We start from the raw sequence: 25338 nt of genomic DNA, 5'->3' as shown, positions 1-25338 counted from the left end.
CGGTTGGCAATCGAAGCGCTGATGCTCGATCAGGCCTTTACGCAGGCGCTTGCCTTCGTTGAGGAGGAACTGCTCCTTGCGCCTGCAGACTTCTGGCTGGGTTGCCGCAAGGGAGAGGTTTTGCGCGCCCTTCACCGTTTTGCGGAGAGCGCGGACTGGTTCGAGGCACTCCTTGCCGAGGCTCCCGGTTCCGTCGATCTCATGTACCAGCTTTCCGCTTCGACGCTGGCCGCCGGACGCTTCGAGCGCACGGTCAGCCTGTCCCGTGCCATTCTCGATCAGCAGCCGGATCATCTCGGGGCCTGGCTTGTGCTGGTGGATGCGCTGGCGCGCAGCGGTGATCCGGAAGGGGCTCTGGCTGCGGTGGATGCCGCCCTTGCCCTGCCTCTGGATGATCTGCATCTGAAGCTGCGCCGGGGCAGCGTGCTGCGGCAGTTGCAAAGGTTCGAAGAGAGCGCTGGCTGGCTGGCCGACATGCGCGGTAGCGCTGGGGCCGCTCCTGGGTTGCTGCCGGTCATTCTGACCGAACTGGCTAGTGCGCAGGCTGCTGCCGGACATCTTGCCTCCGCCATCGGGACGCTGAAAGCTGCCGTCGAGGATGATCCTGGCAACATCTCGCTTGTTCTGTCCCTGATCCAGCTGGAAATACAGGCTTTCGAGGGGGCGGCGGCACTTGCCCGTCTGGAAGAGGGGCTGGCCGGCTGGCCGGATCATGCCGTGCTGCGGCGGCTGCTCGTCAACCTGCTGATGAGCATGGGCAGGATGCGCGATGCCGATGAGAGGCTGCGGCAGTTCGGGGCGGGCCACGAGGACCAGAGGCGCTGGGTGGACCTGGCCTTCCGGCGTTTCGCAAAGGTCCGGCAGGACATTGATGAGCTGGGGCAGGGCAGTCCGGCTGCAGGCCTTCAGACGTTTTATCTGTTGCAGGCCGAGGGGCAGCTGGAGAAGTCTGCGGAGATTGCGCAGGACCTGTTTGCAGCGGAACCCTCCAATCCCGTTCATGCGGCCAATGTCCTCCATGATGCCATCCGCGGGAACGATGCCATTGCCGCACGTCAGATTCTGGAGAAGCTTGCAGCTTCCGTCCGGCAGGCTCCGGCGGTGCGGCTGGCGGAGGCAGCGCTGCTCCGCCTTGAAGGGCAGATAGAGGAGGCCGCGGCGATCCTGTCCAAAGAATTCCGGCGCTATCCTGCCGGTCTTGCGCAGATCATCACACTTGCCAATCTTGCCTTGCAGGAGGGGATGGGAACTCGCGGGGCGGCTATTCTTCTGGATTGTGCAGATGGCCTCATGGCGCAGGCGGAGGGGCATTTGCCCGAACTGACCAGCCGGATCCTGCGGCTTCGGTTTGCCTATGCTCTGGGGAACTGGCCGCAGGCGCTGGACCTTCTGGAGACGGTTTGTCCGGCCGCGCCCGGTGACATGAGTCACCTTCAGATGAAGGCCCGCTGTCTCTATGAGCTGGAACAGTTTGACGAGGCAGACTGCCTGCTGGACAATGTCCTCGAACAGGCACCGGCAGACCGGACGGCGATTGAACTGCGCAAGGCTCTGCTTCTGGCACGCGGCGACATTGCCGGTTGCCTCGACTTTCTGGAGGCGAAGGTTGAGGCGGGCCATGCACCGCTGGACACTTGGCTGATGAGCGCCCTGTGCGATACGGGACAGGCAGAGCGGGCGCGGGTGCTGGCGCTTCGTCATCTGCCGGGCCAACCGGCCTCCTCTGACTGGAAGCTGGAGCGGTTCCGCAAGCTGTTTCTGGGAGAAGTAAGGCCTGTTTCCATTCCGGAAACCCGTGCCCGCTGGTCACGCCCCATCCCGGATCAGGATTTGCGCGGTCTTCTTTACGAGGCAGACTGGGACGGGCCGTCGGGGCCGGTCCTTCAGCATGCTCAGTACTTTGCTCAAGAGGCCCTATGCCCTCCTGGCATGGACGGCGTGACATGGCGCCGCCGGGCCTGCCGGGCTGGCCATGTGGATCAGTTGATGTCGGCGCGCGTCCTGCTTGAGACGGTGCCGCCAGCCTTCGGGCGTTCTCCAGCCTTTGCAATGCTGCGCGAGCGGGTGGAAAGCCGCCAGCCAACCATGATCGTATCAACGCATGCCGGTGCAAGGCTCAGTGTTGCGCTGACCGTGCTGATGAAGAATCTGGCCTATGTGACGGGACCTAGGTCGAAGACCCAAACTCAGGCGCAGGGGGCAGGTGAAGTTGATGTAAGGATCCTGCACGGTTTCGATAGCGGCAGGCTGGCTGCGGATGTTGTGCGCAGCTTGCGTGAAGGCGTGAGCGTCTACTTTGCGCGGGACTTTTCGTGGACAGGCTTTCATCCTCTCGGCCCTGCAAGCAGCGCTTCAGGGATCCTGCTCGGCAGGCCGGTGATGATCGACGACATCGTCCCGAAGATCAGCCAGGCGATGAAGATCCCAGTCTACTGGTTCCAGGCGCAGTGGAGTGGCGATGATATCGAAATTGACGTTATCCGGATGCCGGATGCGGAGGAGGGGGAGCCTCGAGAGGTCTGGTGCCGCCGATGGGCGCAGGCCTACCTCGACAAGATTGAGGCGCTGCTCCGCTCCGATCCGCGCAATGCACGGCTCAATCATGACTTGTTGAATTATCTGATGGTGACGTCTCACCGGTCTGTGCAGACAGGCGGCACCCAGGGAGGCATTGTCAGGTGAAGCAGAGGCCATTGGAACGGGCAATAAGGCAGGCCTGCCGGGCGCGGGAGGAACGGGAGATCTTGGCGTTCTGCGCGCGCGGCGTGACGCAGCAAGTCCTCTCTGGAAATGAACTTCTGGCGGCAGCGGAGGCTGCGGCGCAGCAGCTGGAGCCTGCTCGGGGCTATTGCGTTGTGCTGGTGTTCCCCGCCGGAGCGCCCTTCATTTCGCTTCTGCTCGGCTGTTTTCTGGCCGGAGTAACTGCCATTCCGGTTGCCCCGCCGCGCCGGGGCAGCGTCTCCACCCGGCTCGCCCATATCTGCACTGAAGCTGCGCCTGTGGCCGTGCTTTGCCAGCAAGGGCTGGAGGACGGTCTGCGCATGCTGCTGGGGGAGGGCGCGCCGCCCGTTGTGCCTTTCTCCGGTGACATCCCTCTGCGCGTGGACGGACATACCCGGCCTGACATGCCGCAGGATACGGCGCTCATCCAGTATACGTCCGGTTCGACGATGACGCCGAAGGGCGTGCTGATCACCGGGCAGAACATTCTGGAGAACTGCGCTGCCGTTCAGCGGGCCTGGGGTCTGGATGAGACAGCCCGCGTCGTCAACTGGATGCCGCATTTCCACGACATGGGCCTGATCGGCGGCATCCTCTGTCCGTTGCTCAGTGGCGGCATGTCGGTGCAGATGAGCCCCTTCGACTTCATCCGCAGCCCCCGCCTCTGGCTTGAGGTGATCTCGCAGTGGCAAGCTGACTTCAGCGGCGGTCCGGCCTCTGCCTTTGCCGATGTCATCCGCAAGGTGCCGCAGGAGGCTCTGGCCGGACTGGACCTGTCTGGCTGGTCCCGGGCCTATTGCGGTGCCGAGCCTATCCCTCCGGGCCTTCTGGAGGCTTTTGCCGGTCATCTTGCGCCCGCTGGCCTGCGGCGGGAAGCGGTCTTTGCCTGCTATGGCATGGCGGAAATCACCCTGTTTGCCGCCGGGGCGAGGAATACCGGTCTCCAGACGCCCCCTGGCGGTGCTCATGGCTGCTGGCTGAGCGACGAGATGCGGCAGCAGATCGTGATCATGGATGCGGAGACCGGCCTGCCCGTGGAAGACGGGCAGCAGGGCGAGATCTGGCTTGGCGGCCCGTCGCAGGGCAGCGGCTATCTGTCCCGGCCGGACCTGAGCGCCGAGAGCTTTGGACATGCGGTGCCGGGGCGGGAGGGACTGTTTCTGCGGACCGGTGATATTGGCCATATCCTTGATGGCCGGCTCTGGATCTCCGGGCGGTTGAAGGATGTGCTCTTTGCCAATGGCCTGACGATACCGGCCGCAGAGGTCGAGACACTGGCCTGCGAGGGCGTGCCGGAGCTGAATGCCATGGCAGCGGCGGCCTTCATGCGCGATGAAAACCAGTCCGGAGAGGCAGTCCTGCTGGTGGAGCTGATCGACAGCCGCTGCCCGGTGCACTCGCCCGATGAAGCCCGCGCCCGCATGCGCAACCGCATTCTGGGGGAATGGGGGCTGACCTTGAGCGAAATCCGTTTCGTTGGCCGGGGGCAGCTGCCAAAGACAACCAGCGGCAAGGTGCGCCGTGCCCATGTGGCAGCGCTTTTCCGCAAGGGCGATGAAGCATTTGCAGGCGGGGAGCAGGGCTGAACCATGGCGACTGTCTCGAAACGCAGCTGGCTTCACGGAGCCCGGAAGGTTGGCGATCCGCAACTGGCGCGCGATGTCATGCGCCATCCCGAAGTCACTGCAGGCAAACTGACCGCCTATCTGGACCAGCTTGCCGGACGTGGCATCGAGCTGCCGCACCTGCGCGCTGTCTCCCGCAGCAGCTTCATCTTCATGGATGGTCCAGAGCATCTCGCTCTGAGACGCCAGATTGCTTCTTTCTTTGCCCCGGCCAGTGTGGAGCGCTGGCGGCCTGTTGCGGTGCAGGCCGTGGAAAATGCGCTGGACCGTCTCCGGTCCGCGCCTGATCCCGATCTTGTCCGCGACTTTGCAGAGCCCGCGATGAAGGCCTTCGTCCATGCGGTGATGGGTGTTCCGGAAGACTGCGGGGAGGATCTGCTGGAGCTCATCATCATCGCCAATGATGTGATCGAGCCGCTGCTCTCCGCTTCCCGCCTCCGGCGGATCGATGAGGCGATGGCGCGCATTGCAGCATGCCTGGTGAATTCCGGCAGGCCTGCGGGTTCCTTCATGGCCTTCCTTGCATCTCCGGAAGAGGCGCTGACGGATTTTGATCCGAAGACGGGCATGGCCATTACGGTTGCCGAGGCCTTTGTCACCGTCCTGCAGACCTTCACCCTGATGCTCTACGATCTGCTGCTGCAGCCTCAGGCGGTCTGGCTGCAACTGGCGGAGCCGGACCTGCCGGAAGAGTTCATCGAGCACATCCTTTCCGTCTCGAACCCGACACTGCTGATTGGCCGTGCGGTGAAGGCGGATGCGCAGATCGGCGGATGCCCGTTTGCTGCCGGTGAAACCGTTCTGCTGGATATCCGTGAGATCAACACGTCACTGCGTGCCGCTCAGGGGCCGCAGGCGCACATGTCTTTCGGTTTCGGGCCGCACAAGTGCTTGGGCGAACATCTTGGCCGTGTCTTTCTCACCGAAGCCCTGCCGCGTCTCGCCCGCGCCTTTCCGGAACTGACGCTGCAACGGGATCTTGTCCGCCACAAGCGCACGCATGTCCTGCAATCCGCCGTGAATCTGCCTTGCATCCTCACCGGTGACAATGTCCGGATCAATCCGCGCATGACCGAAATCCGCTCCCGGGCAGATGCCCGCGAGCTGCTGAACGATGATGAGGCCTGGTCTCCTCCGGATATGGTGAGCCACCTGGAAGGGTTGGCGCAGCGCTCCGGTGAGGACCTGTCCGATGCCATCCGTTTTGCCCGCAATGCGCCGTTCTTCCTCTCCGGTGAAAGGCATGCCACGGCCCGGCGTGCCGTCTTTGCGCAGATCGGCGGCAACCGTCTGGAAGACTGGCAGCCGGTATGGGAGGCCGCGGTTGCCTCCGCTCTGGATCATCTGGCCGGTGTGCCTGCGCCTGACCTCATGCGCGATTTCACCGATGCCGTGTTCAAGGGCACGGTCAAGCCTGTGCTTGGCATCCCGCAGGAAGACTGCGCGCGCTTTGATGATCTTGCGCCACGTATCCAGCTGGTTCTGGCGCCGCTGCTGCCCATGCGCGATCTGTTGCAGATCCAGTCGGCCATGACCGGGCTGCTGGCACGGCTGGAGGCGGATGCTGCCGCCAAAGGCGAAGGCGAAGGGCTTCTTGCCGCGCTGCTGCGCGAGGAGATGGACGGCTTTGACCCGCGGGACAAGATAGCGCTGACCCTTGTGCTCTATGGGGCGAGTTTCAACATCCGCCACACGCTGGGCAACATCCTGCATCACCTTCTGATGCTGCCGCCCGAACAGCGGCAGGCGCTGCTGAACACCGGCGACAGGGCAGGCCTTTATGACCGTCTGATCGGCCTGTGCGCCGCCCCCAAATACATCTACCGGATCGCCCGGAATGCAGAGAATGCCCTTGGCGTGCCTGCAGGCACCACTCTGCGCTTCCGTCTTGCCACCCTCAACCGTGCCGCACCGGCCGGTCATCTCGCCTTTGGCCATGGCCTGCACCGGTGCTTCGGCGCGGCCATGTCGCGCCAGATCATTCGTCTCGCCATCCCGGCGCTGTTCGACCGTTTTCCTCATCTGCAACTGGATCCGCAACGGCATGCCTATGCTGCGCTGTCACAGACCATTGCCCTGGAAAGCCTTCCCTGTCTGCCGCATGCTCCTGAAAGGACCGCCTGATGCCTGAAGTTTTGCCCGGTGATGAACTCGTTGCCTTTCTCGTCCGCCGCATTGCGGCGTTGACGAAGCAGGACGAGGCGTCCATCGGTCTTGAGACCTCGCTCGTGGATGCAGGCTTGCAGTCCATCGATGCGGTCCTGTTGTGCGGTGAGGTGGAGGATGCCTTTCAGGTGGAACTCGACCCGGCGCTGATCTTCGACCACGAGACGCTTGGCAGTTTTGCAGCGGCCGTGAAAGGCCTCATGGCAGCCTGATGACAACCTGGTACCTCGGCCTCTCCACTTCCGGTCATGATCCTGCTCTCGCCATCGTCAACGAAGCGGGGCAGGTCGTCTATGCCGAGGCAACCGAGCGCTTCCTGCAGGACAAGCGGGCCTGGGGCATTGCCCCCGATCATGCGCCGCATCTTGAGCGGGCGCTGAAGGCCTGCGGTGCGTCGCCAGAGACCGACCGTTTCTGCGTGGGCACCTCATGGAAGGCCATGAAGGCGCAGATGGATGTCAACGTGCATGACGCCATGCTGCCGGCCCTTGATACGTTGTGGATGCGCGGATTGCATGCAACGCAGCAGGCCATGGCGGGGCATTCGCTGCTCCGTCTCGGGGTGGCGCCGGAGCGCCAGCACCTTCTGCGGCATGAGCATCACCTGTGCCACGCGGTCACGGCGGCGTGGTTTGCCCCGGTGTCTGATGCTCTGGTGCTGGTTCTGGACGGGGAGGGGGACGCAGGGGCTGTTTCGGCCTATGCCATGCAGGACCGCCGGATCAAAAGGCTCTGGCGCTCGTGGGGGCCCGGAAGTCTTGGCACGTTCTACGGCTGGTTGACCTTTCGCTGCGGCTTTGACTGGCGGCTGGGCGAGGAATGGAAGGTTATGGGCCTTGCGGCCTTTGGCAAGGTTCTTCCGGATCTGCAAGGCGCACTGGAGCGTCTGCTGACCGTCTGGGACGGGCGTCTTGTCTTTCCGGCGGCCGAGGTGATTGCAGGCATCCAGCACATGGCGGCTGCCCATGCCCGTGAGCCGCATGAGCCGCTGATGCAGGCCGCTGATCTGGCCGCCTCCGGTCAGGCCGCCTACAGTGCCCTTGCCGACGCGGTCATTCTCGATCTCATCCGCCAGCAGGACGGGCAGGGGCCTTTCGATCTCCTGCTGTCCGGCGGCTGCGCGCTCAACTCTTCCTACAACGGCTCTGCCGCCGCGAGGCTTGGCCTGCGGGCGATCCATGTGCCACCCTGTCCCGCCGATGACGGCAACGCGATCGGCGCTGCACTTTTGTCCTGGATGCAGGATCAGGAGAGGCACACCCTTCCCGCAAGCCCGGACGGTGCGCCATTCCTCGGCAGGGAGGCGGAAACGGGTGGATGTGATCTGCGGTCCCATCTCAACGGGTTCCAAGTCGAGGATGTGACCGGGCGTTCGGCCGCCGCCGTTGCCGGAGCGCTGGCGCAAGGCCGGACTGTCGGCACCTTCCGGGGCCGTGCCGAATTCGGGCCGCGGGCGCTGGGCAACCGCTCGATCCTCGCGGACCCGGCCAGAGCGGGGATGAAGGACCACGTCAACGCGGCCATCAAGGGCCGTGAGGCCTACCGGCCCTTTGCTCCCGCCGTCCGGGAGCACGACGCGGCCAGCTGGTTCACAGGCCCCCAATCCTCGCCCTATATGTCCATGACCCTGCCATGGCGGCAGGAGCGGATGGGGCAGGTGCCGGTGGTGGTACATGCCGATGGCACGGGCCGCGCCCAGACAGTCACGCAGCAGATGTACCCCTGGATGTCGGAGCTTCTGGACGGGATGGAGCGGCACACGGGGCAGGCGGTGCTGCTGAACACCAGCTTCAACATCATGGGCAAGCCGATGGTGGATACGCTGGAGGATGCCCTCGCGGTGCTCTGCACGACAGGCCTTGACGCCGTTCTGGCCGGGGATCTGCTGATCCGCAAGCCGGACCGGTGAAGGAACACCGCCTGGCTTGCGGCACGCCTGCTTGCATTTCTTCAATTCCCTGTTATCTATCGCGCAGCGGGCCGGGCCCCTCTGGCGATGCGCACTGAACTCCAAGAGCAGGCGCCTCGTGATGTCGGACCGCATCAAGTGCGCTTGATGCCATGCCCGGACTGCCGCCTCGCGGACAATCACGTGTCATGACACGGCGCCGTCACGCGAGTGAGGCAAATCTTGGATATCCTGTTTCTGCTGTTTCTCGACAAGCCGCTGTGGATGTGGCTGGTCTTCCTGTCTCTGGTCATTGCGCTGCTGGTGTTCGACCTTGGTGTCCTGCACAAGGACGACCACGAGATCGGGGTTGCCGAAAGTCTCAAGCTTTCGGCCATGTACATCATTCTCGGCCTCGCCTTCTCCAGCTTCATCTTCTGGCAGATGGGCGGGGAGGCGGCCGCGCAGTATCTGACTGCCTTCGTGGTCGAAAAGACGCTGGCGATGGACAACATCTTCGTCATCGCGCTCATCTTCGGCTTCTTCGCCATTCCGCGCATCTATCAGCACCGGGTGCTGTTCTGGGGCATTCTGGGCGTGATCCTGCTGCGCGGCATCATGATCGGCCTTGGTGCCACCATCGTCGAGCAATATCACTGGGTGCTCTATCTCTTCGCCGCCTTCCTGATCTTCACCGGCATCAAGATGCTGTTTGCCGGTGACGAGGAGCACAAGATCGAGGAAAACGCGCTGATCCGCTTCCTGAAGCGGCGGCTGCCGGTGACGGACGAGATCCACGGCCACAGCTTCATCGTGAAGCAGAAGGACCCGGAAACGGGCCACCTGAAGCGTTTCGTCACGCCGCTGCTGCTGGCGCTGATCGTGATCGAGATCGCCGATGTGGTGTTTGCGGTGGATTCGGTTCCGGCTGTCTTCACCATCACCACCGATCCTTATGTGGTCTACACCTCCAACATCTTCGCCATCCTCGGCCTGCGTGCGCTTTACTTTGCGCTGGCTGCCATCCTGCACCGCTTTGCCTATCTCAAATATGCGCTGTCGGTGCTGCTGGTCTTCATCGGCTCGAAGATCTTCATTGCCAAGTTCATGGGCTGGCAGAAGTTCCCGCCGGAATGGTCGCTCGGGATCACCTTTGCGATCCTGGGCGCTGGAACCTTCTTCTCGCTCTGGAAGACGGGCAGAGCGGAGAGCCGTTAAGGCCCGGATTTTCCAGATATGTCCCGCCGGCAGATTGGCGCTGCCGGCGGGATTTTTGCTTGGGCAGGCCGGTTGCGGGGCTGGCCGCATGGCTCCTGATGCCGGGTCTTTCTGTGCCTCAGGCTCATTGGAGACCCATATGAGATCCACCCCAAATGTGCCGTTGCCCTGCGGGCTGGTCCGGCTCTAGATGGACTGGTGAAGCGGGAATCTGCCCCGCACAGAAAGCCGTGATGGGAGAAGATGCCTTGAACGCCCGTGCCCTCAGCAACGCAAGCATGCACCCGGCAGCAGCTGCTCCGGCTGCTTCTGTTGCAGTGCTTGAAGGTGATGCCAGCGGCTTTGCCGGTTTCGGTTTTCCGCGGCTGGCCGGGCATCTGGCTGCGGTCACGGCTCCGTGGATCGCCGCCGGGCTGCGGGTTGAAGGTCTTCCTGCGGGGCTTGCCTTCGGGCTGCTGCGAGGGGACGAGGCGCTTCTCTTGTCGCTGGTGGTCGCCGCACCCTTGCGCGGCCAGGGGCATGGCCGGAGGCTTGCGGCCTTGTTCGCCAGCGAGGCGGCCAGATGCGGTGCGCAGTGGGTTGATGTGGGCTTTTCCTCACGGATCGCCCACCGGGAGGCGCTGGCAGGCTGCCTGACCGCAGCCGGATTTCCCGCGCCGGAATTGCTGGAACTGATCACGACGGGCGAGGCGGGGGCGATGCTGGAAGCTGTGAACCAGTGGCCCAGCATGATGCGGCGCCTGCGGGATCCGGACAGCGCAAGTTTCGAGCCTTGGCGTCCGCTGGATGCGGCGGACCTTGCCGCTGTCAGGACGTTATCGCAGGAGCCGGGATACAGGCCCGGCATGGCGCCTGAGGCTGATCCTGAAACCTTTGACCCGGCCTGCTCCATCGCGGTGCGCCGGGAGGGGCAACTGATCGGCTGGGTGGTGGCGGAGGGGCTGCCCGTGATCACGCTGGACGCTTACCGGAACCGGAAAGGCGTCAGCTACCGCTCGGCCTATCTGACGCAGAAGCTCTGGCATACAGGGCTGATGGTCGGCGCTTACAGGGCTGCCTTCGAGGCTCAGGTCAACGCCTATGGGCCGGATTCAATTGCCGTTTTTCACACAGGCATCCCGCGCATGGCGGCCATGGTCCGCCGCCGGTTCGGGCCGATTGCGCTGCAGGTGGACGAGCACTGGCGCACGAGGCAGCCGCTGGTCCCCCAGTCCCTGGAGCCAGCCTGAGGGTCAGGCTGTTCCGGATTTTTACAACAAGGAGAAGAGAAATGGAAAATATTGATCTGAATGCCCTTTTTGGCGTCGATACGGTTGAGAAGGTGCGCAAGCGCCTGAATGAGGATGCTGCCTTTCTGGCGGAAGCCCAGGCAGATCTGAACGCTGCCGTGAAGGCCCATTACGGCCTGGAACTGCCGGTTCCACTGGGTGTCTGTGAAGGTCCTGACGGCTGGACCGCCTGCTTCCTTCCCGGCGATGCCCTGGCCGACAGTGAACTGGACCTCGTGGCCGGTGGTTATCCTGCAAGGCCGTCGATGAAAGATCTTGGAAAGAATAGCAAGATCAGTTTCGGCTAAGCAGCTTCAGCCGCCACCCTTGGAGAGCCGCAGGGTGGTATCAGCCTGAGCCAGAATGGCGGGATTGTGGGTCACGATCAGAACCCCGGTCCCGTTTTCGCGCAAGGCTTCGAGCAGCCTTGAAATCTGGTCCGGATCGAGGCCGGTGACGGTCTCGTCCAGGATCAGGAAGTCAGGCCCGCGTGCCACGGTCCGGGCAATCAGCAGACGCTGCACAAGGCTTTGCGGCACGACACCTTCGGCCACCAGCGTCTGTACACCCATCGGCAGCGTGGCGATTTCATCATCCAGTCCGGTGACGTGCAGGGCGCGGGCGATGGCCTCATCCCGGAGCGGCGCCATGCCCAGGATGGCGGCGCGGATCGTGTCGAGACTGATGCTTTCGTCCTGAAAGACGCAGCCGATGCGGCGCCGGTAGCTTGCCGGGTCGAGCTGGCCGAGTGGCTGGCCGTCCACCAGAATGCGTCCGCGTTCGGGGCTCTGGAACCCCAGAAGCAGCTGGATCAACGTGGACTTGCCGCAGCCGGATGGCCCGGTGAGGGCCGTGACCGCGCCGCGCCGCACTGTGAGGCTGACATTCTCCAGCACCTTTTCCGGCGCCCCGTGATAGCGGAAACTCAGGTCTTCGCAGCGGATTTCTTCAATGGGCGCAAGGAGGGCCGGCAGGACAGCGCCGGCCGTGCTGTCCTCCAGCCAGTTCAGCCCTTGCGGATTGCGCGGCAGAAGCGGGCGGCTTGCCTGCAGGGCGGCGGCGGCCAGTGTGGCTGCGGCGATTACCCCTCCGGCGAGGGCCAGGGAGGCTTCCTGGCCTGCGGCAAGCCAGGCCGCAAGTCCCGCTGTTCCCGTCAGCAGGACTTCGAGGGCAGAGCGGCACGCGCCGAGCCAATGGTGCCGCCGCTGCAGGGACCGGACCTCTGTCTCGATCTTTCCCGTCTTCTGCAACAGCCAGCCCGCTTCCCCCATCAGCCGCAACTGCGGCAGGGCTGCTGAGGCAAGGCTTGAAGTCTGCTGCAGCTCTGCCGAGGGATGCTTCACGGCCGCTTCAAGGCGCAGCTCCCGCCGCATCAGCCAGAGCCGGAGGGCAAGTCCGGGCAGTATCACGGCAGCCGCTGCGGCAAGGGAGCCAAGGCCGGTGGCTCCCAGCAGGCCGAGCGCGGGAAGCGCAAGGCCCAGCCCGGAAAGCCACCCGCCCTTGCGCAGGCTGGCTTTGCGGGCTCTTATGACCGTGTCCGACAGATAGTCCGCAACAGATGCCGCCGAGGGCTGGTTCAGCTGGGCTGGCGTGGTTCGTGCCAGCCGTTGCCAGATGGCGGAGGCGCTGGCCAGATCCGCGAGCCCAAGGCGGCGCAGATCCGCAGTCTGCCGAAGAGCCGCAGCAAGTGCCCCGCCTGCCGCCATCAGGGCAAGTCCGGCGCCAGCGGAGAGCGGGGAGGGGGCAAGGGTCAGGGCTGCGGCAGGGGCATTGACAGCCAGTCCCGCCAGCAGCGCAGCGCACGCCTCCTGCCACAGTGGACCGGCGCGCCCCAGCGGCGCAACAAGCGCGAGGGCTGGCGGCATCACATCGCCGGGGACCGTCGCGCGGCTCCTGCGGCCATCGGCCTGCACCAGAACCGGCGTGCCGTTGCGTGTGTCGATCACCTTCGCTTGGCCGCTCTCCATCGCAAAGGTGATGATCAACCCGGCATCCAACGGTGGCCATTTCTGTTCACCGTCTGGTGAGGGCGTCAGCCGGACACGGCGCAGGAGCAGGCCTTCATCCAGAGCGGTGCGGCGCAGGTCCTCTTCGCCGGTATGGTCCGCCTGTGCGGCAAGGCGGGCAAGGCGCTGCGCGGTGTCAGGCATCGCGGCCTCCCAGCGTGAGGGTGTGAGTGACCGTGCCCGCCGTCAGCGCTCTTGCGCCGCTGAGGACAAGGGCCATGCCGGTGGCGGTCAGCCGCTGGCGCAGGCGCTCTTCCAGATCTGTTTCCAGCGCATCAAGGGTTTCGTCCAGCACCAGAACCTGCGGACGGCGCAGGAGGCTGCGGGCGATCATCAGGCGGCGCAGCTGCCCGCCGCTGAGGCCGGGGCGTGCAGGCGTGAGCATCAGCGCAAGGCCGCCGCGCGGGGGCAGCACCGGCCACAGCTCCACCGTTTCGAGCGCAGCCATCAGGTCAGCATCAGCCAGGCCGCTTTGGCCGAGCCGCAGATTGTCCGCCACGGTGCCTGCGAAAGGCGGCAGGGGCCGGTCTTCATGCAGAACGAGGCCGGGCCATTGTGCCGCCGCTGTGCTGATGGGCGTGCCGTTCAGCGATATGTCTGCGCCCGGCATCAGCTCAAGTCCGGCGATGGCGCGCAGCAGACGCGACTTGCCGCTGCCGGCAGGTCCCGTCACGGCCAGCGTTTCACCGGGCCTGAGGATAAGGGTTTCTGCGTCAAGGTGCAGTGTCAGTTCGGCGGAGGCCGGACGCGGCAGGACTTCGGTGCTTTGCGGGCGCGTGCCGTCCGTCAGATCGCGCAAGGTGGCGGCCAGGGCACGCAGCTGCGTCAGTGCCGGGGCAAGCCCGCTCAGCTTTCCGGCCTGCCGGTGCAGGGCTGCTGCCAGAAGAGACAAGCCGAGGACGCTGCCGGCCGGGGCGCCTGCAAGACCGTGCAGGGCGGCGGCCCCGAGTGAGGTCAAAAACAGAAGCGCCAGAAAGGCGTTGAGCCTTGCTGTTCTCCCACCCACCCGCTGCGACTGATCAAGGCTGACCGCATGGGAGCCGGCAAGGCGCAGCGCCAGCTCATCACTGCGCCCGCCGCAAAGCCATGTTTCGATTCCGGCAAGCATCGCTGGCGGTGGAACGGCAGGCGGTGTTTGAGCCAGCTCTTCCAGCGAGCCTTCCATCCGCGACAGCAGCGTGCCCCGGCGGTTTGTCACGGCGAGGGTCAGCAGCGCTGCGCCAAGGCCGCAGAGGCCAACCGCGAGTCCCGAAAGGCCGAAACCCATGCCAGCGGCGAGGGCGAGAAGCAGAAGGCCGGGGGCATCGGCCATGCGCGAGGCCCGGCAGCCTGCCGCTTCGGCAACTGCAGGCAATGTCATCAGGTTGGCCGTCTGGTCCGGTGTGCGGCGGGCAAACCAGTCCAGGTCCTGCGTGGCCATGAAGGCGCGCGTCTGCCGCTCCACCCCCTGCGCCAGGGCGCGGCCCGCCACTTGCCCTGCCCGGTGGCGGGCAAGAGCGGCCGCGCCGCCGGCGAGCCCGGCAGCGGATAACAGCAGCAGCGGCGTTGTGGTCTGCGTCAGCGCTATGATGCCGTGGCTTGCGAGCAGAAAAGCGGCCAACGTCACAAGTCCCTGAAGCGCCAGCCCTGCCAGCGCTGCAAGGGCAAGGCCCTTCCACATGGGCCGGAGCATGGCGGCGAGCGGATGCTGTTGCCGTCTTTCAGCCGCAGCAGAGCGCAGCGGCTGCACCGTCAGGATGATGCCGGTGTAATCTTCGGCAAATTCGTGGAGCGGCAGCACCAGAGGGCCGCAGCCGGGGTCATTGATGCGCACATGACTGTCCGTCACCGCCTCGATCACGACGAAATGGATGAAGCGGCTGTGGGCGATCACGGGCAGCGGCTGGCGGCGCAGATCTTCCAGCGTCCGGCGGTAGGCCGCCGCATGAAAGCCGTTCTGTCTGGCGAGCGTGATCAGCTGGCGGGCAGTGAGACCGAGCCGTGTTGTGCCTGCCTGCTGGCGCAGATCCTCCAGCGTTACCGGGCTGCCGTGATGGGCGAGCAGGATCGCCAGCGCCGCGATCCCGCATTCGGAAGTCTCGCCCTGCCGGATATCCGGCGTGCGCGAAGACCGGTTCTCACGGTTTTTCTGGCGGTTTCGCAATCGGGGCAGAAGGGGCAGCATGGCAAGGCCGGACAGTCTGCAGCGCGGCGGCTGGTGGGCTTTCGGGTCAAGGTCCGGGCAAGGGGGTTGAACCTGCTTCGTCCCTGGAGAGTGATGGAGGACTTGGCGGCCGCACGCAAGCCTTGCGCCGGGGCTGGCGGCCTGCAATCTGTCTCAATCTGCCCCGGCAGCATCAATCGGCGGTGAGGAAACGGTGCGTGACGCAAAAGCCTGACAAGACAGCAGTTCCAACGCCGGAACAGGCCGCCCCCATGGCCCCGAAGGGGGCGGGGCTGTTCAGTGCTCCCGCGCTCGCCCGTCTTTCGGCGACGGAAGATCTCGACCGTCCGGCCCGGCTTGCGGCTTTGCCCCGCGCAGGCGTCATGCTGGCCGCTGCCCTGACGGCTGTTGCGGGCGGTGTGGCTCTGCTTTTGCGCTGAAATCCCGCCGCAAGGACCAGGCAGCAACATGCGGAATACTACCAGTTTGACCGGCTTGCGGCTTCTGTGCTGACTGCGCCGGGCCTGCGAGCCCCTGCGAGTTTGCGCGCCGCGCCGTCCTCCCCACGGCAGTGTGCAGCTTGAAAGAGCCTCAGAGCCGGACTTTCCCTGACCACTTGCCCGAGGGCAGGTCCGCGCAAGCCATTGTGTGCGGCCTGATCCCGACCCTGAATTCTGCCTTGCCGCATCATCCCGCCGGCTGGCGGCACCCCCGTGGCAAACTGTCATGGAAGTGCCAAGCCACCGCAACAATCCGGGTGCAGGATGCATGCGCAGGCTACGCGGAGGTGAAATGTGTTTTCGCTGCAAGGTCACAAGGCACTTGTCGTTGGAATTGCGAATGAAAACTCCATTGCCTACGGATGCGCCCGCGCGCTGAGGAGCCAGGGCGCCGATCTGGCGGTCACCTGGCTGAACAGCAAGGCGGAGTCCTATGTGCGGCCGCTGGCAGAGGAACTGGGGGCGGAAATCGTTGCGCCGCTCGACGTCGCCCAGCCCGGCCAGCTTGAGGACCTGTTTCAGGACATAACCGAGCGCTGGGGGCGGCTGGACACGCTTGTCCATTCCATTGCCTTTGCCCCGCGTGAGGATCTGCATGGCCGGGTCATCGACTGCTCGTCCGATGGGTTCTCGCTGGCCATGGATGTGTCGGTCCACTCCTTCCTGCGGATGATCCGGCTGGCCGAGCCGCTGATGCCGGAAGGCGGCTGCTGCCTGTCCGTCAGCTTCTTCGGTTCGTCCCGTGTTGTGCGCCACTACAACATGATGGGCCCGGTGAAGGCCGCGCTGGAAAGCGCGGTGCGCTATGCCGCAGCCGAACTCGGCCCGCAGGGCATCCGCGTTCACGCCCTTTCGCCCGGACCTCTGAAGACCCGCGCGGCCAGCGGCATCGGCCATTTCGACGAGCTTCTGAGCCTTGCCTCCGAGCGGGCCCCCACGCATCAGCTTGCCACCATCGAGGATGTGGGGGCCATGGCCGCCTTCCTCGCTTCCCCCGCAGCCCGCAACCTGACCGGTGGTGTCCATGACATCGACGGCGGTTTTTCGATCACCGCTTGAGGAGACGCCGTCATGGCCAATGTGTTTGATCTGTTTGATCCTTTCCTCCAGCCGCAGGTCCCGCGGGCCGAGGGCGATGTGATGGCCGCGCTGCAGGGCGCGCTCGCCTCAAGCGAAACCGAGATCGGCGCCGCATCGGCCACGGTGGACATCCTCAACACGGCCGTGGCGATCCACTCCCGCAGGATTTCCGAAGTGCATTCGCAGCGCGGCAAGGAAACGGTGGCCGCAGCCCATGCGCTGGTGGATGGCCTGCTGCTGCGCCAGAGGGACGGCGCCCTTGCCCGTGACCTTGCCGAATATGCCCGTGATGCGCTGGAGCGCCTGGTGCTGACGGCCGATACGCTGCGCAAGCGCGGCGACATCTTTCTGGAGCATGAGGCGGCCGGCTGCCCGCCCGTGCTGATGTATGACTATGAAGTCGTCATGGACGGCAAGGATCTGCCTTATCCGTCCAACTACATGCTGCTGCGCATCGTGCCGCCGGAAGGCGTGACGGTGAATGAGAACCGCCGCCCCTATATCATCATCGACCCGCGTGCCGGCCATGGTCCGGGCATCGGCGGCTTCAAGGCGGACAGCCAGGTGGGCGTGGCCCTGCGCGCAGGCCACCCGGTCTATTTCGTGGCCTTCCGCCACATGCCGGAGCCGGGGCAGTACCTGTCCTATGTGGTGCGGGCGGAGGCGGAGTTCGTGCGCGAGGTGATGCGCCGTCATCCGAAGGCTTCCCGGCCCGTGGTGACGGGCAACTGCCAGGGCGGCTGGGCGGTGCTTCTGCTGGCGGCCACCAATCCGGATCTGACCGGGCCTGTCGTCATCAATGGCGCGCCTGTTGCCGCCTGGGCGGGCAAGGTGGGTGAAAACCCCATGCGCTACAATGCAGGCGTTCTGGGCGGCACCTGGATACCCATGTTCCTGTCGGATCTGGGCGGCGGCATCTTTGACGGCGCGCATCTGGTGCAGAATTTCGAGATGCTCAATCCGGGGCGTACGCTGTTCCGCAAGTATACGGACCTGTTCCGCGACATCGACAAGGGCGACAAGGCCTTCCTCGAGTTTGAGAAGTGGTGGGGCGGCTTCTTCCTGATGACCGAGCCCGAGATCCGCTGGATCGTCGAGCAGCTTTTCGTCGGCAACCGCCTCGTCAAGAACGAGGCCCGCATCGAGCCGGGCCGCCCGGTGGACCTGAAGCAGATCCGGGCGCCCATCATCGTCTTTGCCAGCCACGGCGACAACATCACGCCGCCGCAGCAGGCGCTCAACTGGATCATCGAGACCTATGCGGATGTGAACGAGATCCGCATCCGTGGCCAGCGCATTGTCTATATGGTGCATGATCAGGTCGGGCACCTGGGCATTTTCGTGTCCTCGCAGATCGCCCGCAAGGAGCATTCCGAGGTCGCCTCAACGCTCAAGACCATCGAGGCGCTGGCGCCGGGCCTTTATGAAATGCGCATCGAGGATGTGACGGAAAAGGACGGGCGGAAGCACTTTACCGTCGGCTTTGCCGAGCGCAGTTTCGATGACATCCGGGCGCTGGACGACACCGTGGCCGACGAGCGCCCCTTCGCCGCCGTTGCCCGCGCCGCCGAAATGCAGGCGCAGGCCTATGACATGGCGGTGCGGCCGGTGGTCCGGCAGATGGTTTCCGGCACGGCTGCCGAAATGAGCCGGGCGCTCCACCCCATGCGCCTCAACCGGGCGCTGGCCTCCAGCCGCAATCCCCTCATGCGGCCGGTCGAAACCCTGGCCGGAAAGGTGCAGGCGGAGCGCAACAAGGCCGCTCCCGGAAATCCGTTTCTTGCTGCCGAAGCCTTCTGGGTGCAGGCCACCGAGCAGGCGATCGACTTCTGGCGTGACACCCGCGACATGGCCTATGAACTGACGTTCCATTCCATGTGGGGCACACCCTGGGCCCGCGCCTTTGGCCGCACGCATGAAACCCGCCGCACGCTGAAGAGCCTTGGCGAGTTGCGGGGCCTTCCGGAAGTCGCCAATGCGCTGATGCAGATCGAGCAGGGCGGTTTCCCCGAGGCGGTGATCCGCATGCTGGTGCTGCTGGCCGAGAACCGGGGAGAGGTCCGCCGCGACCGGCTGGAGCGTTCGGCTCATGTGCTGACCAAGGACGAGCCCTTCCGCTCGCTTGGGGCTGAACACCGCGCCATGATCATCCATCAGCAGACCCTGATAGCCACCTACGAGACCGAGCGGGCCATCGAGACCCTGCCGCTGCTGCTGCGTGAGCCGGCGGAGCGGGAACTGGCCCTCAAGGTGGTGCAATATATCCCAGGTGCCATCGAGGAAATGTCACCGCGCACCCTCGCCCTGTTGCAGCGGTTCCGTCAGGTGCTGCAGCTGGCGCCGGTGACCGGCGACGTGGCCGAAGATCCGCTGGCGGTGATCTCCAGCGAAGGCGCGGGCGAACAGGCCGCAGGAAATCTGCCGCATTAGGCGTGAACCCGGTCTGCGGGATGCAGACGCCTTGCGCCATGACAAGGCGCGGGGCGCTGGACGGGCTCGACCATCTGACGATGAGCCAAGCACGCCGGGAACTGGTATGAGGGACAAGGCGCCCGCCGGACTGAAGAATGCGGCGGGCCATGGGAGGACACGGCATGAAGGGTGCACTCAGCCCTGACGCAGCAGCGGCACTGATCCCGGAAGGGGCGAGCGTGATGATCGGCGGTTTCATGGCCGTTGGCAGCCCGGAGCGCCTGATCGACGCCATGGTGGCGCGCGGGACAGGTGGTCTGACGGTGATCGCCAATGACACGGCCATGCCGGGCAAGGGGATCGGCAAGCTGATTACCGCCGGGCTGGTCTCCCGCCTGATCGTCAGCCACATCGGCCTCAACCCCGAAACACAGGCGCGGATGATCGCGGGCGAGATCGACTGCGAGCTGGTGCCGCAGGGCACGCTGGTGGAGCGCATCCGCGCCGGCGGCATGGGGCTTGGCGGTGTGCTGACGCCCACGGGCCTTGCGACCGAGGTGGAAGACGGCAAGCAGGTGATCGAGGTCGAAGGAAAGCGCTACCTGGTGGAAACTCCGCTCAGGGCGGATTTCTCCCTGATCGGTGCCTGGCAGGCCGATTATGTCGGCAATCTCAGCTATCTGCTGACGGCGCAGAACTTCAATCCGGTGATGGCGCTCGCCGGAAAGACGGTCATCGCCGAGGCCGAGAGCATTGTGCCCGTTGGCGTGATCCCGCCGGACGGGGTGAAGACGCCGGGTGTGCTGGTCGACCATCTTCTGGTCCGGGCAGCGTGAGGGAGGCCAGCATGGACAGCAAGGAACTCATCGCCCGCCGTGTTGCGCGGGAAATCCGGCCGGGATCGCTGGTGAACCTCGGTATTGGCCTGCCTTCGATGGTGGCGAATTTCGTGCCGTCGTCTGCCGGTGTGTTCTTCCAGGCCGAAAACGGCGTGATCGGCCTTGGCGCCCGTCCGCCGGAGGGCATGGAAGACCGGCATCTGACGGATGCGGGCGGCGGCTTTGTCACGGCTGTGCCGGGGGCAGCCAGCATCGACAGCGCCATGAGCTTCGGCCTGATCCGGGGCGGGCATCTGGACATGACGGTTCTGGGCGGGCTGCAGGTCGACGAGGCCGGGCATCTGGCCAACTGGAAGGTGCCGGGCAAGATGGTGCCGGGCATGGGCGGCGCCATGGATCTGGTGACGGGCGCGGCGCGCGTCGTCGTCGCCATGCAGCATGCGGCCCGCGGGGAATCGAAGATCGTGCCGGAACTCACCCTGCCGCTGACGGCGTTGCGCCGCGTCGACCTGGTTGTGACGGATCTGGCGGTGATCGAGCCGATGAAGGAGGGCCTGTTCCTGCGCGAAAGGGCTCCCGGCGTCAGTGTCGATACGATCGTTGCCGCCACAGCCGCAAGGCTCGTCATTCCAGACCATGTGCCGGAAATGATCCTGGCCTGATCTGTCCTGCGGCCAGATGCTGCACCGCGCACCGCGCCGCTCCGCAATGCCCGGCTGGTCCTCGGGACCAGCCATATCTGTTCTCCTCATGAACCCGAAAGACACCTGATACCAAGGCTCTGAGATGCTGACGCATCACGCCTTGAAAATGCTCAAGCGCCGCAAAGGCTTAACCGACGCTCGAAGAGTCAAGCTCATCGAGCGTCGGTATGAGACTTTCGGGTTCACGGTGATGCCCGCCAGAGCACATTCGATGAAAACGGATCCACCGAAAGTGCTCCACCTGCTTGGCTTGGCGCAATTGCCGGCTAAAAACCGGTTTCCGCATTTGCTGGAAGTGATCTAGGCGAGCGGAGCAAACTCTTGTGCGATCACGGCATATGTGTCCCGTAAGGCGGCTTCGATGTTCGGCAGGATCGTTTCAAACCGCTGTGATGGAACGGGAACTGAAATTGCCAGCACCTCGTTGGTGCGGTCGCGGAACGCAAAGCCGATGGCCGAGATGCCGCCCGTGTGCTCGTCGCGGTCATAGGCAAGGCCTGTTTCCCGCACCTGAGCCAGAAGGGCGGCAAAGGCTGGCCAGTCAGCGGGCAGCTTGCGGCGGGCCCATTCGGCTTCGACGAGGGTGCGGGCCTGTGCCTCTGGCAAGAGCGACAGGGCGGCGCGGCCATTTGCCGTGGTCGTGAGCGGGAACACATCGCCCACCGCCGAAACGGTGCGCAGGCGGTGCGTGCCTGGAACCTGATCGAGAAAGATCATCCCTGCGCCGCGCAGCACGGACAGATCTGCCGTTTCGCCCAGTTTTCTGGACAGTTCGGACAGGTGCAGACGGCATTCCTCGACAACATTGTAATGTGTGGCCTCACTCAGAGCAGTGATCTCGGGCCCCAGCCGGATCGAACCGCCCGAACTGGAAGCGATCACCAGCCGCTCGGCCTGTAGCGCGCCAACGATTCGCTGTACTGTCGAACGCGGCAGATCGACCTTTTCGGCGATCTGGCCAAGGCTCATCCCTTCGGTGTGGTCGCGCAGGACCCGCAGGATCGCTGCAGCCCTCGCGATAACCTGAATGCCTGATGAGCGTGCCGATTCTGTCTCGCTCATGCCGTAACCTCCCTCTTTGATTTTTCAGCCTTACGAGAGATGCGGGCGTTCTGCAATGCAATACATTCGGCCTGCAATCCGGGTTGACCTCCTTATAACTAAACTGTATCGTAATGCAGGATATAAATTCCACATTGCGGTGCAATTTCGGCGGGTAGAGTGTAGGGGAGGAGTCCGATGCTCAACATTCGCGGACGCAGTTTCCTGAGCAGCGTCCGGCTGCCGGGTGTTAGTCCCTGCGACCATGCAACAGGTTATTTTTTCAGCCCACAACTCCCTGCGCGGAAGGTGCCGGCGGTGTTCTGAATGCGGCGCCGGAGGCTTGTCCCCCGGTTCATCGCGGACGCTTGTCCGCAAACAAGCAGGACGGGAGGCCTGCCCGATGGATATGAAACGGTTCTCTGCAAACTTGTCTGAAGATGCGCCCTGCTGCCGGGCGGCAAAGGCTGCATGGCGGGCTGCGCAATGACAAGATCCTTTCAGACGGCGGTTCTTGGTGCCGGGCTCATGGGGCATGGCATTGCCCTCACACTGGCGCGGGCCGGGCATCGTGTTGCCCTGACCGATCCCGTTGCAGATGCTCTTGCCAGCGTGCATCAGCGCATCGCCGCCAGCCTGAGCCTGATGGGCGAGGGGGATGCGCGGATTGCGCAGATCCTGAAGCAGATCGATCTGTTTGACACTGTTCCTGCCGCCGTCACCGGCGCGGATTTCGTGTTTGAGGCGGCTCCGGAAAAGCTGGAGCTGAAACAGGCGCTGTTTGCCGAAGCCGAGGCTCACGCGCCCGAAGCGGCCATTCTGGCGTCGAACACCAGCGTCATGCCGATCACGCAGATCATGGCGAAGCTGAAGCGCCGGGAAAGGGCGCTGGGCACCCACTGGTGGAACCCGCCGCACATGATCCCTCTGGTCGAGGTGATCCGCACCGAATGGACCAGCTCAGAGGCCATGGATGCCGTGACGGACCTGCTGGCGGGCGCAGGCAAGACGCCGGTGCGGGTGGAGAAGGACGTTCCTGGCTTCATCGGCAATCGTCTGCAGCATGCGCTCTGGCGTGAGGCCATCAGCCTCGTGGAGCGTGGCATCTGCGATGCGGAAGCGGTCGATACGGTGGTCAAATCCTGTTTTGGCCGCAGGCTGTCCGTGCTGGGGCCGCTGGAGAATGCTGATCTCGTCGGCACTGAGCTGACGCTGGACATTCACCGGACGGTTCTGGCTGACCTAGAGGACCGCAAGGGGCCGTCGCCATACCTGGAGGGGCTCGTGGCGGAAGGCAAGCTCGGCATGAAGAGCGGTGAGGGCTTCCGCAAATGGACGCCGGAAGAGGCGCAGACCGTGCGCAACCGCGTGACCACCCACCTGAAGAAACTCGACACAATTCTGGAAGATTGAGCCGCGCTCAAGCGCCGCTTCTGATTGGAGACCACCATGGCCAAAAAGCCGCGCACAATTATAACCTGTGCGATCACCGGAGCGATCCATACGCCGACAATGTCGGATGCGCTGCCCTATACCTATGACCAGATCGCGGAACAGGCGCTTGCTGCCTCGGAAGCCGGGGCTGCGATCCTGCATCTGCATGCACGCAATCCCGAAAATGGCGCACCTTCCGTTGAGCCGGCAGACTTTGCGCCGTTTCTTGGCCGGATCAAGCAGGCTTCGGATGCGGTGGTGAATATCTCGACCGGCGGATCGCTCAGCCTTTCGATCCAGGACCGGATCAAGCCGGCGCTGACCTATTCGCCCGAGATGTGCTCGATGAACATGGGTTCGATGAACTTCAGCTTTCATCCGCTGGCTGCGCGCTACACGGACTGGAAGTTTGACTGGGAGAAGGCCTATGTCGAGGCCTCGGAAGCGAGCATCTTCCGCAATACCTTCAAGGATATCAAGGAAGCTGCGACCAGCCTTGCTCCCCATGGCGTGAAGTTCGAGCATGAATGCTACGACGTGGGCCATCTCTATAATCTCAAGTTCTGTATGGATATCGGCCTGTTCAAGGCTCCGGTCTTCATCCAGTTCGTCATGGGCATTCTGGGCGGCATCGGTGCGGATGTGGAAAATCTCGTGTTCATGAAGCGCACGGCCGACAAGCTGTTCGGAGACGACTACCGCTGGTCGACCCTGGCGGCAGGCGCTGCCCAGATGCCGATGGCAACCACCGCCAGCCAGATGGGCGGGCATGTGCGTGTCGGGCTGGAGGACAGCCTGTTCATCACCCGCGGCAAGCTGGCCGAGAGCAATGCGCAACAGGTCATCAAGATCCGCCAGCTTGTCGAAAGCCTTGGCTCGGAAGTCGCAAGCCCCGATGAGGCCCGCGAAATCCTCGGCCTCAAGGGCGGCGATCAGGTTCAGTTCTAGGAAAAGAATGATGCTGAAGACCTGTCACATCACGGCAAGTGCACGCATGCAGGAGCTGCAGGTGGCGTACGCCGTACCGGGACAGGTCTTCGCCGGAAAGGCTTCGGGCACAGCGGGGTTGAGGAGGAACTCCGCTCTGTCCGGCGCATCCGGCTGGCGCGGGCCTGCAAGTGGCAGGCATTCCTGTGCAAGCGTCACGAGACCCCATGTTTTCTCCGGCGGACTGGAAGAGGAGCACGCCGGAGCTACCCCACTGTGGCCGCGAAACCGCGCGCTATGGACTGCCGGCTGACCCTGCGGGGCGCAGGCTGAACGACCCACAGTTCATCATCAAGGGAGGAATGAGGATGAAACTGACGAGCTTTGCAGCCGTAGCCGCGCTGGCGATCGGCATGAATACCGCGGCCTTGGCCGAGACGCTGCGCGTGTCGACCTATCTGCCGCCCAACCATTCGATGAATCACGAAATTACCGACTGGGGCAAGGGACTCTCGGAGCGCACCAATGGCGCGCTGAAGCTTGAGCTTTATCCTGCCGGGCAGCTTGGCCCCGCTCCGCGCCAGTTCGATCTGGTCCGGGCAGGCGGTGCGGATATCACCGTTGTTCTGCATGGGGCGACGCCGGGACGCTTCCCGATGAGCGAACTGGCCGGACTGCCGCTGACTTATCCGTCGGCGGGCCGCGACAGCCAGATCACCTCGCGCCGCCTGACCGAATTGGCACCGCAGTACCTCGCCGCCGAACATGAGGGAACGCGCATTCTCTGGATGGCCGTCACACCGCCGCTGAAGATGCACTTCGCCAAGACCGATCCGTCGGATTTGAACAGCCTCAAGGGACTTCGCATCCGCTATGCGGGCAGCATCTGGCAGCAGGTCATCGAGGCGCTGGGCGCATCGCCCGCAGCCGTCCAGCCGGCCGAAACCGCCGATGCCATGAGCCGCGGTGTGGTGGACGGGGCTGCATTCCCGTTTGAGGCGGCGATGTCCTTCGATCTGGGGCCGGTCACGCGCTACTCGCTGGAGCCGGGGCTGGTGTCGGCCACCTTTGCGGTTGTGATCAGCGATGAGGCCTGGAACCGCCTCTCCGAGGAGCAGCGCAGCCTTATCACGGAAACCACAGGTCCGGACCGTGCCGAGGCATTCGGCAAGCGCTGGGATGAAGGCGAAGCGGTGGCGCGCAAGTACATGACCGATCAGGGCGTGAAGATCGTCGAATTGACCAGCGAGCAGCTCAACTCGCTCCATTCCAGCTTCGAGGGCATCGTCGAGCGTGCCGTGTCGGCCGTCAGCGGGCCGGGGGCAGAGTTCGTCGCAGCCTATAGCAAGTGATCCAGGAACGGCCT

Annotated in this window: 20 protein-coding genes; 17 read left to right on the top strand and 3 right to left on the bottom strand. The window is 64.4% G+C overall.

What is annotated here, in order from left to right; translation table 11 throughout:
• Window positions 1-3: 3 nt before the first annotated feature.
• From ACVNHC_RS13380 to ACVNHC_RS13345, 8 genes are all read left to right on the top strand, one after another.
• Window positions 4-2682 (top strand): tetratricopeptide repeat protein, encoded by a 2679-nt coding sequence (locus ACVNHC_RS13380; RefSeq protein ID WP_457167544.1) that lies wholly within the window; start codon window positions 4-6, stop codon window positions 2680-2682.
• Entirely contained in the window at window positions 2679-4307 is a 1629-nt protein-coding gene (locus ACVNHC_RS13375) for an AMP-binding protein (RefSeq protein WP_082205923.1), read from the top strand. The genes ACVNHC_RS13380 and ACVNHC_RS13375 overlap by 4 nt, the downstream gene beginning before the upstream one ends.
• Before the next feature lie 3 nt (window positions 4308-4310).
• A complete protein-coding gene (locus ACVNHC_RS13370) occupies window positions 4311-6470 on the top strand; it encodes a cytochrome P450 family protein (RefSeq protein WP_050472802.1) in 2160 nt (719 codons plus the stop codon).
• Complete coding sequence (locus ACVNHC_RS13365) at window positions 6470-6724, top strand: acyl carrier protein (RefSeq protein ID WP_050472803.1); 255 nt, start codon at window positions 6470-6472, stop codon at window positions 6722-6724. Before ACVNHC_RS13370 ends, ACVNHC_RS13365 begins: the two co-directional genes overlap by 1 nt.
• On the top strand, window positions 6724-8421 hold the full coding sequence (locus tag ACVNHC_RS13360) for a carbamoyltransferase family protein (RefSeq protein ID WP_457167543.1): 1698 nt from the start codon (window positions 6724-6726) through the stop codon (window positions 8419-8421). Before ACVNHC_RS13365 ends, ACVNHC_RS13360 begins: the two co-directional genes overlap by 1 nt.
• A gap of 222 nt (window positions 8422-8643) precedes the next feature.
• On the top strand, window positions 8644-9618 hold the full coding sequence (locus tag ACVNHC_RS13355) for a TerC family protein (protein WP_457167542.1): 975 nt from the start codon (window positions 8644-8646) through the stop codon (window positions 9616-9618).
• A gap of 248 nt (window positions 9619-9866) precedes the next feature.
• On the top strand, window positions 9867-10847 hold the full coding sequence (locus tag ACVNHC_RS13350; RefSeq protein ID WP_457167541.1) for a hypothetical protein: 981 nt from the start codon (window positions 9867-9869) through the stop codon (window positions 10845-10847).
• 41 nt (window positions 10848-10888) lie between these two features.
• Window positions 10889-11194, top strand: a complete 306-nt coding sequence (locus tag ACVNHC_RS13345) for a hypothetical protein (protein WP_457167540.1) — start codon at window positions 10889-10891, stop codon at window positions 11192-11194.
• 6 nt (window positions 11195-11200) lie between these two features.
• Here ACVNHC_RS13345 and ACVNHC_RS13340 read toward each other — a convergent pair whose 3' ends face one another.
• Both ACVNHC_RS13340 and ACVNHC_RS13335 read right to left on the bottom strand, forming a co-directional pair.
• Window positions 11201-13036: an ATP-binding cassette domain-containing protein gene (locus ACVNHC_RS13340; protein ID WP_457167539.1), complete on the bottom strand. Its 1836-nt coding sequence runs from the start codon at window positions 13034-13036 to the stop codon at window positions 11201-11203.
• A complete protein-coding gene (locus ACVNHC_RS13335; protein ID WP_457167538.1) occupies window positions 13029-15056 on the bottom strand; it encodes a cysteine peptidase family C39 domain-containing protein in 2028 nt (675 codons plus the stop codon). Before ACVNHC_RS13335 ends, ACVNHC_RS13340 begins: the two co-directional genes overlap by 8 nt.
• Window positions 15057-15253: 197 nt before the next feature.
• Here ACVNHC_RS13335 and ACVNHC_RS13330 point away from each other — a divergent pair, with 197 nt between their 5' ends.
• The 6 genes from ACVNHC_RS13330 (at window position 15254) to ACVNHC_RS13305 (ending at window position 20874) form a co-directional block, all read left to right on the top strand.
• Window positions 15254-15475: a hypothetical protein gene (locus ACVNHC_RS13330; protein ID WP_157757167.1), complete on the top strand. Its 222-nt coding sequence runs from the start codon at window positions 15254-15256 to the stop codon at window positions 15473-15475.
• Window positions 15476-15829: 354 nt separating this feature from the next.
• Window positions 15830-16594 (top strand): enoyl-ACP reductase FabI, encoded by a 765-nt coding sequence (gene fabI / locus ACVNHC_RS13325; RefSeq protein WP_457167537.1) that lies wholly within the window; start codon window positions 15830-15832, stop codon window positions 16592-16594.
• 12 nt (window positions 16595-16606) lie between these two features.
• A complete protein-coding gene (locus tag ACVNHC_RS13320; protein ID WP_457167536.1) occupies window positions 16607-19045 on the top strand; it encodes a DUF3141 domain-containing protein in 2439 nt (812 codons plus the stop codon).
• Between the two features lie 164 nt (window positions 19046-19209).
• Entirely contained in the window at window positions 19210-19863 is a 654-nt protein-coding gene (locus ACVNHC_RS13315; RefSeq protein WP_457167535.1) for a CoA transferase subunit A, read from the top strand.
• 11 nt (window positions 19864-19874) lie between these two features.
• Entirely contained in the window at window positions 19875-20528 is a 654-nt protein-coding gene (locus ACVNHC_RS13310; RefSeq protein ID WP_094461887.1) for a 3-oxoacid CoA-transferase subunit B, read from the top strand.
• A gap of 124 nt (window positions 20529-20652) precedes the next feature.
• Entirely contained in the window at window positions 20653-20874 is a 222-nt protein-coding gene (locus ACVNHC_RS13305) for a hypothetical protein (RefSeq protein ID WP_050472813.1), read from the top strand.
• On the opposite strand, the gene ACVNHC_RS13300 is transcribed toward ACVNHC_RS13305, so the two are convergent.
• Window positions 20871-21632, bottom strand: a complete 762-nt coding sequence (locus ACVNHC_RS13300; RefSeq protein ID WP_058899587.1) for an IclR family transcriptional regulator — start codon at window positions 21630-21632, stop codon at window positions 20871-20873. The two genes, ACVNHC_RS13305 and ACVNHC_RS13300, sit on opposite strands and share 4 nt — an antisense overlap.
• Window positions 21633-22097: 465 nt before the next feature.
• Between ACVNHC_RS13300 and ACVNHC_RS13295 the strand changes: the two genes are divergently transcribed.
• The 3 genes from ACVNHC_RS13295 to ACVNHC_RS13285 all read left to right on the top strand — a co-directional run bounded on the left by ACVNHC_RS13295 (window position 22098) and on the right by ACVNHC_RS13285 (window position 25324).
• Window positions 22098-23024 carry a 3-hydroxyacyl-CoA dehydrogenase family protein gene (locus ACVNHC_RS13295; RefSeq protein WP_457167534.1) on the top strand — a complete coding sequence of 309 codons (927 nt, stop codon included), beginning with the start codon at window positions 22098-22100 and terminating at the stop codon, window positions 23022-23024.
• Between the two features lie 36 nt (window positions 23025-23060).
• Window positions 23061-23993, top strand: a complete 933-nt coding sequence (locus tag ACVNHC_RS13290; protein WP_457167533.1) for a 3-keto-5-aminohexanoate cleavage protein — start codon at window positions 23061-23063, stop codon at window positions 23991-23993.
• A gap of 347 nt (window positions 23994-24340) precedes the next feature.
• On the top strand, window positions 24341-25324 hold the full coding sequence (locus tag ACVNHC_RS13285; protein WP_457167532.1) for a TRAP transporter substrate-binding protein: 984 nt from the start codon (window positions 24341-24343) through the stop codon (window positions 25322-25324).
• Window positions 25325-25338 lie beyond the last annotated feature (14 nt).

The sequence above is a fragment of the Pannonibacter sp. Q-1 genome (assembly GCF_054073275.1).
This window is presented reverse-complemented; position numbering and strand designations above follow the sequence as displayed.

Coding starts and splice junctions, on each gene's coding strand:
- ACVNHC_RS13305 (WP_050472813.1), top strand. CDS start 20,653: ATGCTGACGCATCACGCCTTGAAAATGCTCAAGCGCCGCAAAGGCTTA.
- ACVNHC_RS13360 (WP_457167543.1), top strand. CDS start 6,724: ATGACAACCTGGTACCTCGGCCTCTCCACTTCCGGTCATGATCCTGCT.
- ACVNHC_RS13310 (WP_094461887.1), top strand. CDS start 19,875: ATGGACAGCAAGGAACTCATCGCCCGCCGTGTTGCGCGGGAAATCCGG.
- ACVNHC_RS13295 (WP_457167534.1), top strand. CDS start 22,098: ATGACAAGATCCTTTCAGACGGCGGTTCTTGGTGCCGGGCTCATGGGG.
- ACVNHC_RS13300 (WP_058899587.1), bottom strand. CDS start 21,632: ATGAGCGAGACAGAATCGGCACGCTCATCAGGCATTCAGGTTATCGCG.
- ACVNHC_RS13345 (WP_457167540.1), top strand. CDS start 10,889: ATGGAAAATATTGATCTGAATGCCCTTTTTGGCGTCGATACGGTTGAG.
- ACVNHC_RS13340 (WP_457167539.1), bottom strand. CDS start 13,036: ATGCCTGACACCGCGCAGCGCCTTGCCCGCCTTGCCGCACAGGCGGAC.
- ACVNHC_RS13315 (WP_457167535.1), top strand. CDS start 19,210: ATGAAGGGTGCACTCAGCCCTGACGCAGCAGCGGCACTGATCCCGGAA.
- ACVNHC_RS13285 (WP_457167532.1), top strand. CDS start 24,341: ATGAAACTGACGAGCTTTGCAGCCGTAGCCGCGCTGGCGATCGGCATG.
- ACVNHC_RS13290 (WP_457167533.1), top strand. CDS start 23,061: ATGGCCAAAAAGCCGCGCACAATTATAACCTGTGCGATCACCGGAGCG.
- ACVNHC_RS13370 (WP_050472802.1), top strand. CDS start 4,311: ATGGCGACTGTCTCGAAACGCAGCTGGCTTCACGGAGCCCGGAAGGTT.
- ACVNHC_RS13320 (WP_457167536.1), top strand. CDS start 16,607: ATGGCCAATGTGTTTGATCTGTTTGATCCTTTCCTCCAGCCGCAGGTC.
- ACVNHC_RS13365 (WP_050472803.1), top strand. CDS start 6,470: ATGCCTGAAGTTTTGCCCGGTGATGAACTCGTTGCCTTTCTCGTCCGC.
- ACVNHC_RS13335 (WP_457167538.1), bottom strand. CDS start 15,056: ATGCTGCCCCTTCTGCCCCGATTGCGAAACCGCCAGAAAAACCGTGAG.